The sequence below is a fragment of the Bifidobacterium sp. ESL0690 genome (assembly GCF_029392315.1).
Taxonomy (GTDB): Bacteria; Actinomycetota; Actinomycetes; order Actinomycetales; family Bifidobacteriaceae; genus Bifidobacterium.
This window is the reverse complement of the sequence record NZ_CP113939.1, coordinates 472980-487295: the sequence shown is the minus strand read 5'-3', so window position 1 is coordinate 487295 and position 14316 is coordinate 472980. Positions and strand designations below refer to the sequence as shown.

The window sequence follows — 14316 nt, the reverse complement described above, 5'->3', positions numbered from 1 at the left end:
TCCCTCAGCCTTCGACCGTGATGCCCATCGAACGGGCGGTGCCCGCGATGATCTTCATTCCGGCCTCGACGTCACGAGCGGACAGATCGGCCATCTTGGTTTCGGCGATCTCACGGACCTGTGCCGAAGTGACGGAACCGACCTTGTGGGTCAGCGGGTTGTCGGTGCCCTTCTTGATACCTGCGGCCTTGAGCAGAAGCGCTGCGGCCGGCGGGGTCTTAAGGATGTAATCGAACGAGCGATCCTCATAGACGGTGATTTCGACAGGAACAACCTGTCCCATCTTGTCTTTCGTCGCTTCGTTGTAGGACTTGCAGAAGTCCATGATGTTGACACCATGCGAACCGAGGGCAGGACCGAGCGGCGGGGCAGGATTGGCCTTGCCGGCCTCGATCTGCAGCTTGATCAGCGCAGTGACCTTTTTCTTAGCCATAGAAATGGCTCCTTTTCGTTGTCCGTGCGGTAATGACGGTCGCCCACGACACCTTGCGATATGCCGAAAACCGTTGGTATATCAGGTGTCACGGGTCTCCTCCCGCAACTGATATTGCTGTGCTGTGCTAGCGGGTCTCCCCTCCAGACACAAGCCTTTCTATTATTCCAACCAAGCACGACAATGACAGCGCTGATTCAGCAACAGTTATTACTTCAATCAGTAACAATGACCCCGATATGAATGGTGCCGCAGACCTTGCGACCTGCGGCATCATTACTGAAAACTAGTTAAAACGGAATCAGACGATCTTTTCGACCTGGCTGAAACCGAGCTCGACCGGCGTATCGCGGCCGAAGATGGAAACCAGAACGGTGAGCTTCTGCGTGGTGGGCTCGACGTCGGAAACCGCGCCAGCCATCGTGGCGAATGGTCCGTCGATGACGGTGACCTGATCGCCGACCTTGTAGGAAACCTCGACGGTACGCTTCTTGGCGGCGGCAGGCTTGTCGCCCGCTTCCTTCAACGCCTGGGAAGCGATCATCGGAGCCATCATCTTGACGACGTCCTTGCGGCTCAACGGTGCGGGCTCCTTGGTGGGGCCGACGAAACCGGTGACGCCTTCCGTCTCGCGAACGATACGACGGGCGTTCTCATCAGGCCACATACGAATGAGCACGTAACCGGGCACACGCACGCGGGTAACGACCTTCTTGCCCTTGTCGGTATGCTTCTCGACTTCTTCCATCGGCACTTCAATCTGGAAGATCTGGTCTTCGAGGCCATAGCTCTGGATACGGGATTCGACGTTGGCCTTCACACGCTTCTCATAGCCGGAATACGTGTGGAGCACATACCACTTGCCATCCAAGCCACGCAGGCTCTTGGAGAATTCCTTGACGGCCTTCGCGCCGGCATCGTCAGCATCTTCACCCTCGGCGTTCGCCGTGGCATCAGTAGTCGCTTCGGCAGCGTTATCGGCCGTGTCGGCAGCGCTATCGTCTCCACCTTCAGTTGTCTCAGAACTCTCGACGGCAGCACTATCCGCAGAATCGTCGGAAGTGTTATCGGTTTCGCCTGCATTCTCGATACCTGCAACGGCATCTTGCGCAGCGCTATCGACGCTGGAAGCCTCAGCCGCAGTCTGATCGCCATCCGGCAAATCGGGCAATGCGTCCAAGCCTTCGAGATTTACTTCATTATCCATGCTGTTAGTCACCTTTAAAATCGTTTATGCTCAGCCGAAGATCCACAGGGTCAGTCTGCCAAGACCAAAATCCATACCCGTAACGAGGGCCATCAGAAGAACTACGAAAATGAACACGGCAATCGACCAACCGGCCAGCTCCTTAGCGGTCGGGGTGACAACCTTACGCAACTCGTCGATAACCTGCTTGATGAACAAGCCGATACGCATGAAAATGTTCGGCTTGACGCTCTCTTCAGACTCGTGTGCCTTCGCCATATCCGTCCTTCGTTTGGCTTGTGATTACTTGGCAGGGAAGGCGGGACTCGAACCCACAACCTACGGTTTTGGAGACCGTTGCGCTACCAATTGCGCCACTTCCCTAGGTGAACTCTGTCCACAATACTCGAAGCACGAGACCATGCGACATAAACCGCCGAAGGAATAGTTTAGCCCATTTCTGCGGTTTCGTCCACTCCTCGTGTCGCGGACAGTGGAGTTTTCAGCCGACCCATTCTTTGAAGCGGCGCATGCCTTCGGCCAGATCGTCGTCGGCAAGCGCATACGAGAAACGCAGGAAACCAGGAGCACCGAAACCTTCTCCGGGAACGGCCGCAACGTGCGCTTCCTCAAGCAGCAGCTCGGCCAGTTCGGAGGACGTTTTGGCGACGGATCCGTTCTTGCCGAGCGGTCGGTTCAGCAGAGCGGTGACATCGGGAAGAGCATAAAACGCACCTTTGGGAGTGCGGCAAGTGACACCATCGACGGCATTGAGGCCTTCGACGATGGCCTTGCGACGTTTGTCAAACGCCTTGCGCATCATCGCGACCGCATCGAGAGAGCCGGAGACAGCCGTAAAAGCTGCCTGCTGGCAAACGTCGGCGACGTTCGAAGTCATATGGCCCTGCAGCTTAGCCGCGGCTTTGGCCACCGGAACGGAGCCGATCAGCCAACCGACACGCCAGCCGGTCATCGCATATGTTTTGGCCACGCCGTTCATGACGATAAGTTGATCACGGACTTCCGGCACCACCGCGCCGATATACGCGGTCTTCTCGCCGTCGTAGGTCAGGTGTTCGTAGATCTCGTCGCTCAGGACCCACACATGGTGTTCGACGGCCCACTCGCCTACCGCACGCACGGTCTGCTCGCTCCAAACCGCTCCCGTCGGATTGGAAGGCGTGTTGACAAAAATGGCCTTGGTGTGCGGTGTACGTGCCGCTTCAAGCGCTTCTATGGTGGGCTCGAAACCGTTTTCCGGACCACTGAAAACCGTGACGGGCTTGCCGCCGGCCAGCTTCACAGCCTCGGGATAGGTCGTCCAATAGGGAGCGGGAATGATGACCTCGTCGCCGGGATTGATCAGAATCTGCAGGGCCTCATAGACCGCCTGTTTGCCACCATTGGTCACCACGACCTGATCGGGTGAAATCTCGTAACCGGAGTCGCGCAGCGTCTTTTCGGCGACAGCCTTACGCAGTTGCGGCAGGCCTGGGGTCGGGGTGTAACGATGGTTTTTCGGGTCTCGGCAAGCTGCGGCAGCCGCATCAACGATGTAATCAGGGGTCGGGAAATTAGGTTCGCCGGCACCGAAACCGATGACGTCGATGCCACTGGCTTTCATCGCTTTTGCCTTTGAATCCACAGCCAGCGTGGCACTCGGTGCCACACAATTGATACGGTCACTCAACGTCTGCCACTCTGCCATTTTTATCTCCCGCACTCTTGAGTGTCATTACCAACTTAAGACTAGACCGCTGTGGCGAATTGACGTATCCGATGGACAAAAATTGAGATGAAAAAGAAGATTACAGCAAGACCAAATTATCGCGATGGACCAATGGATGGGCGTATTCCTCGCCGAGCAAACGCTTGAGTTGGGAGGTGTCGCGGCCTAAGGTGTGCGGAATTTCATCGGAATCGAAACTCGAGAGGCCTTTGGCGATGTGGTTACCGTCCTCGTCGTCAATCCAGACGGGGTCACCAGCGGAAAAATCACCGTGGACTTCCAGTACTCCGGCCGCAAGTAAGCTCGCCTTTCCGCCGAGCACCGCCTTGATAGCACCTTTGTCGCCGACCAGCGAACCGCGCGGATTCGCCGCGAAACCAATCCACAGACGACGCGAGGAATCACGGTGGGATGTCGGCGCGAAAGCCGTTCCTGTAGGCTTGCCGCTCAAGGCAGCTTCGATGTTGTCGGCGCTGGTGAGCACGACGGGGATACCGGAATTGACTGCTATACGTGCAGCTTCCAGCTTAGTGACCATACCACCGCTGCCGACGCCGGACGAGCTGCCGCCTACTGAAACCTCGTTCAGAATCTCGTCTACGTCCGGCACAAAACCAACCCGTTTGGCGTTTGGTTTGGAGGGCGGTGCGGTATAAAGACCGTCGACATCGGTTAAGAGAACCAACGCATCCGCGCGTACCAGATTCGCAACCAGTGTGGAAAGATGGTCGTTGTCACCGAAACGGATTTCATTGGTCGCCAGCGCGTCATTTTCATTGACGATCGGCACCACGTTGAGGTCGAGCAGTCTGCGCAACGTGCGCTGGGCGTTGCGGTAACGCGAGGCATGCATCGTATCATCGGCAGTGAGCAAAATCTGGCCGACACGTACGCCATAACGAGCGAAACCGGTCTCATAATGCTGCATCAGAACACCTTGACCAACCGAAGCTGCAGCCTGCTGGGTCGAGACGTCGGCCGGTCTCGCATCGAAACCAAGTGGGCCAAAGCCGGCGGCGATGGCACCGGACGAGACCAACACCATGCGGGTACCACTCTTGGCACGCTGCGCCAAGACTTCAACCAACGCGCCCACTTTATCGGTATCCAAATGGCCTGAAGGCTTGGTCAGCGAGCTTGAGCCGACTTTAACCACGACGGTCCGCGCGTCCGCCACCGCTTGACGAACCTGCGACTCACTTGCCTTGCCCATTGACTGCCATCCGTTTCATTTTTCGCTATTGTTCCGCCAGCACCAGCTTACCGGCTGAGACGATATCTCACGCGATGCCAAGCCAAAAGATGCAGAGCAGACTCTGTTACCAAATCATCTGCCGCTGTGTGGCAGGATTCTGCTGCACAGCAACTTTTAACACGCAACCGCCACACTCAGGCAATCGGCTTACTGCCAACTGCCTACGGTAAAACACCGCTCAAGCGCAATGCCGACTAGCGTGCAGGACTGATGCATTGCGTCAATCCCGTACGGCGATAATCACCAATCGACCGCAAACTGAACATTGCGGAAAGCAGCACCATCTCAGCATGCTTTCGCAAACCGATATCAGACGTTGCCCTCATCGTCGTCGGAATCGTGGCCGCCGAGAATCGCATGCTCGTCGTGGCGGTCGTCATCAACGCTCGGATCGGCCCAGTGGCCGGCGGTACGCTCCTGGCGCATGGCCTCACGTACGGCGGTTTTGGCATCCATCATCTCGTGATACTGGCGACGGCGTTCGGCATTGGTACGGCGGCGGACACGGTTGCCGTCGGCTCCGTCATCGAGGCGCAGATCCTTGCCTCGGGCACCCAGCTGGGCCCCGTCGAGCATTTCCGCACCGGCGGCGATGGTCGGATCCCAATCGAAGGCGACCGCGTTCTCGCCCTTGCCGATACGCACTTCGTCACCGGGCTTGGCACCATGGCGACGCAGCTCGTCCTCAACACCCAAACCGGCCAGACGGTCGGCGAGGTAACCCACGGCCTCGTCGTTGTCGAAATTGGTCTGGCGCACCCAACGTTCCGGCTTCGCACCGGTGACGGTGAACCACACCGCTCCCCTGCGATTGGCCTCGCGCTCGACATGGAAATCGAGTGAGGTGCCACGCTCGTCGTCCGCACGACGACGGCGACGCGCCGGCTGCTCCAACGGCTTGATGACCACGCGCTCTTCATCGCGCTCGGCCTCTTCCTTGGCCAACTTTGCGCGCAGCTCGGTGACCATCTTGCCCAAGGCAAAGCCGAGTTCCTTGAGCCCCTCGTGTGAAGCCGTGGAAATGACGAAGGTCTTCAACCCCATCTTCTCGAACTCCGGACGTACGAATTCCGCCAATTCCTTGGCTTCGGGCACGTCGGCCTTGTTGAGGATGATGACGCGCGGACGCTCGGGAATCGGGATGACGCCGAGCGGCAGCTTCAACTGGGCGGCGTACTTCGCCAGCTCGTCTTCCAGAGCATGATAATCGGAAATCGGATCACGATCAGGTTCCAGCGTGGCGCAATCGATGACGTGCGCGATGATTTCGGTACGTTCGATATGGCGCAGGAACTCAAGACCCAAGCCCTTGCCCTCCGAAGCTCCGGGAATCAAGCCAGGCACGTCGGCAATAGTATAGCGGTATTCCTCAAGCTTGACCACGCCAAGGTTCGGGACCAACGTGGTGAAGGGGTAATCCGCGATTTTCGGCTTGGCAGCGCTCATCGCGGCGATCAGGCTCGACTTGCCAGCCGACGGGAAGCCCACCAGCGCCACGTCGGCGATGGACTTGAGCTCCAAAATCACATCACGTTCTTCGCCCGGTTCACCGAGCAGTGCGAATCCGGGGGCACGGCGTGTCTTGTTGGCCAACGCTGCGTTGCCCAAGCCGCCCATGCCGCCTGCAGCAGCGACGAACCTGTCCCCCGCGTGACGCAAATCAGCGAGTTCACGGCCGGGGTGTTTGGCCTTGCCTTGCGGTCCCTTGGCCTCGAAAATCACCGTTCCCGGCGGAACGGGCAGCACCACGTCGGCACCTTTCGAGCCGTCTTTGGTGTCGCCCAAACCCATCGTGCCGCTTTCGGCCTTGCGATGCGGGACGAAACGATAATCCAAAAGATTGTTGGCGTTGGCATCGGCCACGAAAATGACGGAACCGCCATCTCCGCCATTGCCGCCGTTCGGCCCGGCCAACGGCTTGTATTTCTCGCGCTTCACACCTGCGGACCCGTTGCCGCCATCCCCGCCCTTGACGTGGACGGTCACTCTATCTACAAAGTCTGTCATAGTTCCTTACCTTACCGGTGGGTATTCATCTTCCCACACCCCCGCCGACGAGCCGAAAAATTATCGTTTTGGGCAAAAGTATCTATATTGTCGTTCCCTATGAATTTGAGCAATGTTCAGAAATGAGAGTTAGCCAATTAAACGGTACTTATCTTAAATCCTCAATATAGCAATAAACTCAACCACCAACAAATACTTCTGAGACTATTCATTCTTCGTAAGTTCAGGTAATGCGGGATTCGGCTTTCCTTTATCAAGGAGCTTCTGCAGCTCCTTGGCGGTCTTTTTAAGATAACGAAGACTATTCTTGACTTTTTTGATTGTAGCCTTGTCTATCTTTTGCTTCGGTTTTTTCTGTTGGTTCCCCTGCTCCGACAATTGCGATACCACTTCAAAATAACTTTCAAGCTGATGGATTTCAACGGTTAGCTGCACCTGCAACTCCGTTATCACTCGTCTGCGCTCTTGTGTAACAAAAAGAATCTCTTTGCACACCGTCAATAATTTGGAACATTCATCCAAAATATAGGTATCTGACGAACCCATCACCATAGAAGCGGCAGTGAGTGACCCACCAGCCCCAAGCATGCCGAGTACGGCTCCGCCGCCTGCAATCACAGCAGTGCCTCCTGCCATGCCCAAGCCTCCGGCAGCAAGCGAACCTCCACCCAACGCGGCCAAACTTGCACTGGTCAAGGCAGCGCCTGACAAACCGGCAACAGCCGAACCAGCGGTATAAGCTGCTACTGCGGGAGCAATCACAGGGGCAAATATCAATGCAGCTCCCCCACCAATGGAGATAAGAGCAACGGTTCCAGCCACTTCTATCGCTTTATGCTTGTTGCTGCCACTGACGATGTTCTTATATTTCTCAAACGTCTTCTTAAGTCGAGAGCATTCTTGCTCATGCATAACGGGACACTTGACGCACCAAATATCATCCAAGTAAGTATTGTCAAACGACAGCTTCCCATTATGCCTATCATGACGATTTCCGGCCGAAGACCTTTTCTTGTTATTTGTGTGTACTCCTAGATCAGCGTAAGGAGTAAACAATGCCGCCTCCAACGCAACCACATGAATCCACTCTTCATTGGTGTGTTTTACTTGAGAATTAACCCTCCGGTACATCTCATCTTCGTCATAAAGACTGAATTCCTTTGCCAGCTTTCCTTGCCACTCGCGAAGCCAAGATTCTTTGGCGTTTCTTTTTTGGGCATTCTTCGTATGCTCAATATCCGCTTTGACAGTGCAACGTTCGAGCGAATAAAGGATAGACATCTGCTCACGGGTAAGAGTAAAGGCAGCGAACTCGCGCTCCTCATTCTTCGCATATTCCTCGTCGCGCTCTTTTTGCCGTTGCTTTTTCTCCTCGTTATGGTTACCCAGTACTCTCTTGGCATCAGTAACTATGGAAATAGTCAAATAGGTGACACCGGCAAAATTTATTCGGACCACAAAACTTTTCAGATATTGTGCCGCGTCAGCATGCAAGCCATTCTCCAGCACAGTGCGAATACTGGCATCAGTGACATCCAACAATTCGAAAGTAGCCGAGGCTATCGTATCCATTCGGATCAGTACTGAATCCTGACGCGGCAGGATATCAGAAATCTCCAACTGGCTAAGCTCCTTGAAATCATTTATTTTCCGGTTTTTGATTTCTTCGTAAAACCTGCGCAAAACATAGCAAACTCGCACCAGACCGATATTGAGAACTACCGGAATTGCCTGCTTGCCTAATTCATGTGCAACACCAAACTCCCCACGGAAATCAAGGCGTCTTGGCTCTTTGCGTCCTTGCTCATTGATTGTACCGAGCAAAGTGCCGTTGAACAGTTTTGAAATCAACTTTCTAAAATCGAGAGAGTCGGCCTTGGCATCTTTGAAAATCGGAAGTGTTGAAATATCTTTCAATACTGAGAGAATTGGACCCGGTATTCCTGTACCTTCACCAGGGTTGCTGCTTGAACCGGCCATGTCGCTGACCATGTGCAGGAACCAGTTTACAGTCCCGTTGAAAATTTTTTCTTGGAACGTCTTGCCGATTAAACCCTTGTCATCAACGATTTTGGTTGCCTGAAACACGCCTTGCGTGTCAGTGCCGTATACCCGTCCCGTGAATTGTGTAAGCAGGGAAAAGGCCAAACCGTCCAAGCCAAAATGATGCGAGAAATCCCTGAGATGGTGCTGCAAACCGCCACCAAATTCCGCTGTAGCCTTGTCACCAGTAAAATGATGCTCATTTTCTAAGGAACGAATAGCTTCTTCAAGATTATGGCCTTGATAATCCTGATCTGCTTCAGCCACGAACTCCACGAACTTATTGATCTGCTCAGAGCCCCAACTTTCAGCACTATCCAAAGAAAAACTACCTACAAACACAGAATCCAGGGCAGCGGACAAAACTCCGCAGGCCGCCGCCAAACCATATTCTGTTCTGTGACGTTCATCGGCGGTTTGATTGTCATCAATTTCGATTCCTTCAACTTTGATGGAATCTCCGACAGATATGTCATGTATGGCATCGTCATCGTTGCCGGTCTTTAAAATCGTTGGTCTGGCATCACCGAAACCATAAGAATAAGTAATCGCCACATCTGTATCTTTACTCGACCAAACCTCAAGATCTTTGCCGGTCATTGTCACCTCATTGTGTCCTTTACGAATACCAAACGCTACGCAATTGCTCCAGCGACCTGTTTCTTCGCCTTATCTGCATCCTTAGCGTCCCAGTAGGCCACTGCCCTATCTATAGATGCACGCACCTCAGGGGTAATCGGCCTCACATGAATGGTGGAATTTGGATCAATATGCCATTCATCATTTTCTATTTCGTCAGCCCATTGGTCAAGTTGCTCTTCTGTTACGCCAAGACAACGATTGATTTCTTCTCGGTTCATCATTACCTCCTTTATATCATTCCAAGTTCTTTCAGTATACCTTTTGTTGGTGGAGTATAGGCATGAAATATAATCCAACGACCATCAGGCTTAATTGAGCATACTAACTCCAGCGATCTCCCTTTGCCGTCTATACCAATAGCAACCCACCGATTTATATTGTTTTTTCGGCGAGTTAAATCGACCAATGAATGCCACGCAGCTATGACGTCGTCATCGCTGATGTTGGGATGACGCTCGTGGATGCGCGGATGAATAATCGGGTCTTCGTTCATAGTTCAATTGAACAGTAAATTGGACGAATTCCGTGGGAAAATCGGGTGATGTGGTCGGATGATAGGGGTTATCCACATTTGAGGCGTGTCTCGGGGTCGGACGCTGGATTATCCACCGGATTTTTCAGGTGTTCAGTTAGTTATCCACTAGATTATCGAGATACACGAACGTTTATTGATATAAAAACCAGAAATTAAGCGAGTTATGCACTGAACTCAAGGAATCGAGAATCTATCCACCATTTTGGGTGAATTTAAGAAAGTAATCCACTAAATAAAACTGAACTCTGATAGATAAAATATTACTTCCTGCCCGCGTACAGAACACAAAAAGGCCGCACCCGCTGGGGTACGACCTTTTATTAAAAGCTAACTAAGCTCGGGGTCTCACTCGGAGACCACGTCGACGACCTTACGGTCGCGGCGAACGCCGAACTTCACGTTGCCGTCGGACAGCGCGAACAAGGTGTGATCCTTGCCGGTGCCAACGTTCTCGCCGGCGTGGAACTTGGTGCCACGCTGACGAACGATGATGTTGCCAGCGACGACAGGCTCGCCACCGAACTTCTTCACGCCGAGATATTGCGCGCTTGAATCGCGACCGTTGCGGGAAGCGGATGCGCCCTTCTTATGTGCCATTGTCTGTTCCTTTCAGTCTTTATTTACCGTGACCCGAATCAGGCGATTGCCGTGATCTTGATGACGGAAAGCGGCTGACGATGACCCTTGCGACGGGCGACACCAGTCTTGTTCTTGAACTTCTGAATGTTGATCTTCGGACCCTTGGCCTCATCGTCAACGACTTCAGCCTTGACGGAAACCTTGGCAAGATCCTTGGCGGCGAGCGTCACCTTAGCGCCGTCGACCACGAGCGCGACCGGGAACTCCACGGTATCGCCCTTCTTCGCATTGAGACGGTTGACCAGGATGACGTCACCGACCTCGACCTTTTCCTGATGGCCACCGGCCTTCACAATCGCGTACATATCTCGTTCCTTGCTATTTCGAAAGCTAAACTGCCCAGCACGTCTTCGACTTCCACGGCCAGACACCAGTCTTTTAGAGTACACCGACCCACGTACTAACGTCAACCAATATTAACGGCATGTCGGTACGTTATGGCCGGGCTGGGGTGTTGTGTTCCCGATTTCACAAAAGAACAGGCGAAAGCGGAATCGGGAATGTCGGTTTTTCAGTCCTTCTCAGCCGAAGAATCAGAAGACGAATCCGAATCGGACGCTTCTTCCTTTTCCTCGTCGTTGGCTGCCACCGCAGCCGCGGCGATCTGCGCCAACTTGGCCTTGACCGCAGGGCTGGAACCCTTCGGGGCCTGCACCTCGGGAGCACTGCCATGGCCGTGCTTGTTGGTGTGGACGAACGGATCGCCGCCCTTCATCGCGTACGGATCGGCGTAATCGGCGGAAATCGTGGGTTCGTCGTGAAGGATAAAGCCGCGGCCCTTGCAGGTCGGGCATTCCTCGGAGAACGCTTCCACCAGGCCCTGGCCGATGCGCTTGCGCGTCATCTGGACGAGCCCAAGCGAGGTGACCTCGGCCACCTGATGCTTGGTACGGTCGCGCGCGAGGCATTCGACCAAGCGGCGCAGCACGAGGTCGCGGTTGGCAGGCATCACCATATCGACGTAATCGATCATGATCATGCCGCCGATGTCGCGTAGGCGCAGCTGGCGGGCGATTTCCTCGCTCGCCTCGAGGTTGCAACGGGTGACCGTCTCCTCGAGCGACTTGCCCTTGCCGATGAAGCGGCCGGTGTTGACGTCGATGGTGGTCATGGCCTCGGTGCGGTCGATGACGATCGAGCCGCCGCTGGGCAGGTAGACCTGACGTTCCATACCCTTGCGAAGCTGGGAATCGATCTGCCACTTATCGAACACATCCTTGCCCTGATGCTCCTCGGGGTCCCACTTTTCGAGGCGGTCCTTCAAGTCGGGAGCCATCGTATCTAGGTATTCCTCGATGCGCTCGTAGACCTTGTCGCCTTCGACGATGAGCTTGGAGAAGTCATCGTTGAAGATGTCGCGGACCACGCGGATGGCGACATCGGGTTCGCCCTGCAGAAGCTTGGCGCGCTTGCCGTTGTGATAGAGCTTGCGCTTGTCCTCGATCTTGCTCCACTGACGCTTGAGGTTCTCGAGGTCCTTCTTCAGCGCGTCTTCGCTGGCACCGTCGGCGGCGGTACGGATGATGACGCCCATATCCTTCGGCGCGATCTTGGAAACGATGGACTTGAGCCTACCGCGTTCGCGTTCGGGAAGCTTGCGGCTCACACCGGTCATACCGCCGGAGGGGACGAGCACGAGGAAACGACCCGCAAGCGTGACCTGCGAGGTCAGGCGGGCGCCCTTGTGTCCGATCGGATCCTTGGTGACTTGCACGAGCACGGGATCGCCGGACTTGAACGCAAGTTCGATGCGGCGCGGCTGACCTTCCAGACGCGTGGCGTCCCAATTGACCTCGCCAGCGTAGAGCACACCGTTGCGCGGCTGGCCGATATCGACGAACGCGGCCTCCATGCTGGGCAGCACGTTCTGCACGCGACCCAGGTAGATGTTGCCGACGGTGGCGACCTCCTGGATGTCGGAAACGTAATGCTCGACAAGCACGTTGTCTTCGATCACGGAAATCTGGGTATGCTGGCCTTTTTCGCGCACCACCATCAAGCGGTCGACGTTCTCGCGGCGGGCAAGGAAATCCTGCTCGATCAGCTGGTTCTGGCGGCTGCGTTCGCGGCGGTTGTCGCGGCGACGCTGCTTCTTGGCCTCAAGACGCGTGGAACCTTCGATATCAGTGATTTCGTCGATATACTGCTGCTTGCGCGAGCGACGTGAAGCGGAACGGCCCGAATCACGGCCGGTTTCACCTTCATCGCTCTTGGAACCGCGATGGCGGCGACGGCGACGGGTCAGCGGCTGGTCATCGTTGTCCTCGTCGGATTCACGCCTGCGACGCCGGCGGGTTTCCGCGCGGCCTTCATCATCACGATCATTGCGTTCGCTGCTGCTCTTGCGTCCGGCACGAGAACCACGCTCTTCGTTTTCTTCTTCTTCATCGAGCTCGTCATCGTCTCGATCGGCATGTGAGGAACCGCGACTGCCACGCGTGCGGCGTGACGTCCGTTCGCTCGATGAACGTTCGCTGCTGCGTCCACGACGTGTCCGCGACCCGGATTGCTCGGCTTCCACATCGTCAATGGGGCGATAGGTGATGTCGTCGTCTTCGAGGTCTTCCTCAATCTGTTCGATCTCGTCGGCCGCATGGCGTTCTTCGGCATTGAGCCTGTGACGGCGGTGGCTGCGACGCTCGGTACGTTCGGCTGCTTCCTCGTCGTAAATATCGTCATCACTTGATCGGCGCGAACGACGGACCACGCGAGAGGAACTCTCGTTGTCACCCTCGTAATCGCGGTCACGGTCATTACCCCTGCTGCGTCTGGAGCCTGACCTGCCACGACGTTCGTCCTGCTCTTCATCCAAAGCGTCATCGTCACGTTCGGAACCTCGACGCGAACGGCTGCCACGTGTCGAACGACGTGATCCACGCTCGTCACTCTCGCTGTCTTCAACAGAGCGAGAACGGGAACGCCGCCGAGTCGTTCTCGGCTCTTCATCGTCATCGTCGCCTTCGCCGGGAAGCACTGGCTCTTGGAAAAGCAGCGACGTCATCGGACGCGGGGTGTGGTGGCTTTCATGTCCCTTGGGAAGACCTTCGACAGCATCGATAACGCGTTCTTCAGCGGTTTCGATAGCGGCTTCCGCTTTATCTTCACTCGCAGAGACGGAATCAGCAGACCTGCTGCGGGACCTTGCGTTACCGGTGCGACGGCTACGGTTTGAAGAAACGGAGGATTCATTCGAATCCTCGTCGGATTTACGGCTTCTTGCGCTCCGTCCGCGCGCTGTGGACTCTTCGTTCGAGTCTTCGTCATCGCGTACACGGCTACGGGTACGGGTTCTTCTCGTTGTGTTGGCTGACGAAACATTCGTACGGCGTGAGGAAGAGGTTGACCTTCTGGTGCCTTTTTCATTCGCCTTCGAATCCGTATCGGATCCGTTTTCTCCGGAATTTTCCGCGACCTCTGTGGATTTGGCGCTTTCGCGTTCCTCGACTTTCAGCGCGACGTCGGCTCCGGCAGCGCCGGCACCACGCACCACGCGGCGACGAACCGTGCGACGACGTGTAGTAGGCTCGCTCTCCGCCGATGCAGATGAGGATGAAGATGGTAAATTGGTATCGTTTTGTTTGGCGTCGTCGACTTGACCGACCCCGCCTCGGGTTACTCTGGGCACAATGCTCCTCGTCGACATGCTGCAATCATGTCGGCTTATCTGGCCGTCTACGGCTCTCACACCGCGCTCTCACCGCGGCCACGCAACACTCGCGCTCGTAGCCGGCAATCTAAAAGTCATACGTTCGTCACGGCGGACACCGGCACCCGCGGATAAGCACGCGAGGGGATCAACGCCATCGGAATTCGGCAACTTGCAGAATCACCAAATTTTATTATACGT

General features: G+C 55.4%; 12 protein-coding genes and 1 tRNA gene. All 13 read right to left on the bottom strand.

Annotation, left to right across the window (positions count from 1 at the left end):
• Positions 1 to 4: 4 nt before the first annotated feature.
• The gene (rplK, locus tag OZX62_RS01855) at positions 5 to 433 is read right to left on the bottom strand and encodes a 50S ribosomal protein L11 (protein ID WP_277143602.1); all 429 of its coding nucleotides are present in this window, start codon (positions 431 to 433) and stop codon (positions 5 to 7) included.
• Positions 434 to 734: 301 nt separating this feature from the next.
• Positions 735 to 1640 carry a transcription termination/antitermination protein NusG gene (nusG, locus tag OZX62_RS01850; protein WP_277176355.1) on the bottom strand — a complete coding sequence of 302 codons (906 nt, stop codon included), beginning with the start codon at positions 1638 to 1640 and terminating at the stop codon, positions 735 to 737.
• Between the two features lie 30 nt (positions 1641 to 1670).
• Positions 1671 to 1898, bottom strand: a complete 228-nt coding sequence (gene secE / locus OZX62_RS01845; protein WP_277176354.1) for a preprotein translocase subunit SecE — start codon at positions 1896 to 1898, stop codon at positions 1671 to 1673.
• 29 nt (positions 1899 to 1927) lie between these two features.
• Positions 1928 to 2003, bottom strand: a tRNA-Trp gene (locus OZX62_RS01840).
• A 118-nt stretch (positions 2004 to 2121) separates the two neighbouring features.
• Positions 2122 to 3327, bottom strand: a complete 1206-nt coding sequence (locus OZX62_RS01835; protein WP_277176353.1) for a pyridoxal phosphate-dependent aminotransferase — start codon at positions 3325 to 3327, stop codon at positions 2122 to 2124.
• Positions 3328 to 3427: 100 nt separating this feature from the next.
• Positions 3428 to 4561, bottom strand: coding sequence for a glutamate 5-kinase (gene proB / locus OZX62_RS01830; RefSeq protein WP_277176352.1), 1134 nt, complete (start codon positions 4559 to 4561; stop codon positions 3428 to 3430).
• Positions 4562 to 4912: 351 nt separating this feature from the next.
• Positions 4913 to 6610, bottom strand: coding sequence for a GTPase ObgE (gene obgE, locus OZX62_RS01825; RefSeq protein ID WP_277176351.1), 1698 nt, complete (start codon positions 6608 to 6610; stop codon positions 4913 to 4915).
• Between the two features lie 204 nt (positions 6611 to 6814).
• Positions 6815 to 9253 carry a hypothetical protein gene (locus tag OZX62_RS01820; protein ID WP_277176350.1) on the bottom strand — a complete coding sequence of 813 codons (2439 nt, stop codon included), beginning with the start codon at positions 9251 to 9253 and terminating at the stop codon, positions 6815 to 6817.
• Positions 9254 to 9288: 35 nt separating this feature from the next.
• A complete protein-coding gene (locus tag OZX62_RS01815; protein ID WP_277176348.1) occupies positions 9289 to 9513 on the bottom strand; it encodes a hypothetical protein in 225 nt (74 codons plus the stop codon).
• 11 nt (positions 9514 to 9524) lie between these two features.
• Entirely contained in the window at positions 9525 to 9788 is a 264-nt protein-coding gene (locus tag OZX62_RS01810) for a hypothetical protein (RefSeq protein ID WP_277176347.1), read from the bottom strand.
• A gap of 387 nt (positions 9789 to 10175) precedes the next feature.
• Positions 10176 to 10427, bottom strand: coding sequence for a 50S ribosomal protein L27 (rpmA, locus tag OZX62_RS01805; RefSeq protein WP_277158715.1), 252 nt, complete (start codon positions 10425 to 10427; stop codon positions 10176 to 10178).
• A 38-nt stretch (positions 10428 to 10465) separates the two neighbouring features.
• On the bottom strand, positions 10466 to 10774 hold the full coding sequence (gene rplU / locus OZX62_RS01800) for a 50S ribosomal protein L21 (protein ID WP_277143582.1): 309 nt from the start codon (positions 10772 to 10774) through the stop codon (positions 10466 to 10468).
• A 206-nt stretch (positions 10775 to 10980) separates the two neighbouring features.
• Positions 10981 to 14112, bottom strand: coding sequence for an Rne/Rng family ribonuclease (locus tag OZX62_RS01795; protein WP_277176346.1), 3132 nt, complete (start codon positions 14110 to 14112; stop codon positions 10981 to 10983).
• Positions 14113 to 14316 lie beyond the last annotated feature (204 nt).

Coding starts and splice junctions, on each gene's coding strand:
- rplK (WP_277143602.1), bottom strand. CDS start 433: ATGGCTAAGAAAAAGGTCACTGCGCTGATCAAGCTGCAGATCGAGGCC.
- nusG (WP_277176355.1), bottom strand. CDS start 1,640: ATGGATAATGAAGTAAATCTCGAAGGCTTGGACGCATTGCCCGATTTG.
- secE (WP_277176354.1), bottom strand. CDS start 1,898: ATGGCGAAGGCACACGAGTCTGAAGAGAGCGTCAAGCCGAACATTTTC.
- OZX62_RS01835 (WP_277176353.1), bottom strand. CDS start 3,327: ATGGCAGAGTGGCAGACGTTGAGTGACCGTATCAATTGTGTGGCACCG.
- proB (WP_277176352.1), bottom strand. CDS start 4,561: ATGGGCAAGGCAAGTGAGTCGCAGGTTCGTCAAGCGGTGGCGGACGCG.
- obgE (WP_277176351.1), bottom strand. CDS start 6,610: ATGACAGACTTTGTAGATAGAGTGACCGTCCACGTCAAGGGCGGGGAT.
- OZX62_RS01820 (WP_277176350.1), bottom strand. CDS start 9,253: ATGACCGGCAAAGATCTTGAGGTTTGGTCGAGTAAAGATACAGATGTG.
- OZX62_RS01815 (WP_277176348.1), bottom strand. CDS start 9,513: ATGAACCGAGAAGAAATCAATCGTTGTCTTGGCGTAACAGAAGAGCAA.
- OZX62_RS01810 (WP_277176347.1), bottom strand. CDS start 9,788: ATGAACGAAGACCCGATTATTCATCCGCGCATCCACGAGCGTCATCCC.
- rpmA (WP_277158715.1), bottom strand. CDS start 10,427: ATGGCACATAAGAAGGGCGCATCCGCTTCCCGCAACGGTCGCGATTCA.
- rplU (WP_277143582.1), bottom strand. CDS start 10,774: ATGTACGCGATTGTGAAGGCCGGTGGCCATCAGGAAAAGGTCGAGGTC.
- OZX62_RS01795 (WP_277176346.1), bottom strand. CDS start 14,112: ATGTCGACGAGGAGCATTGTGCCCAGAGTAACCCGAGGCGGGGTCGGT.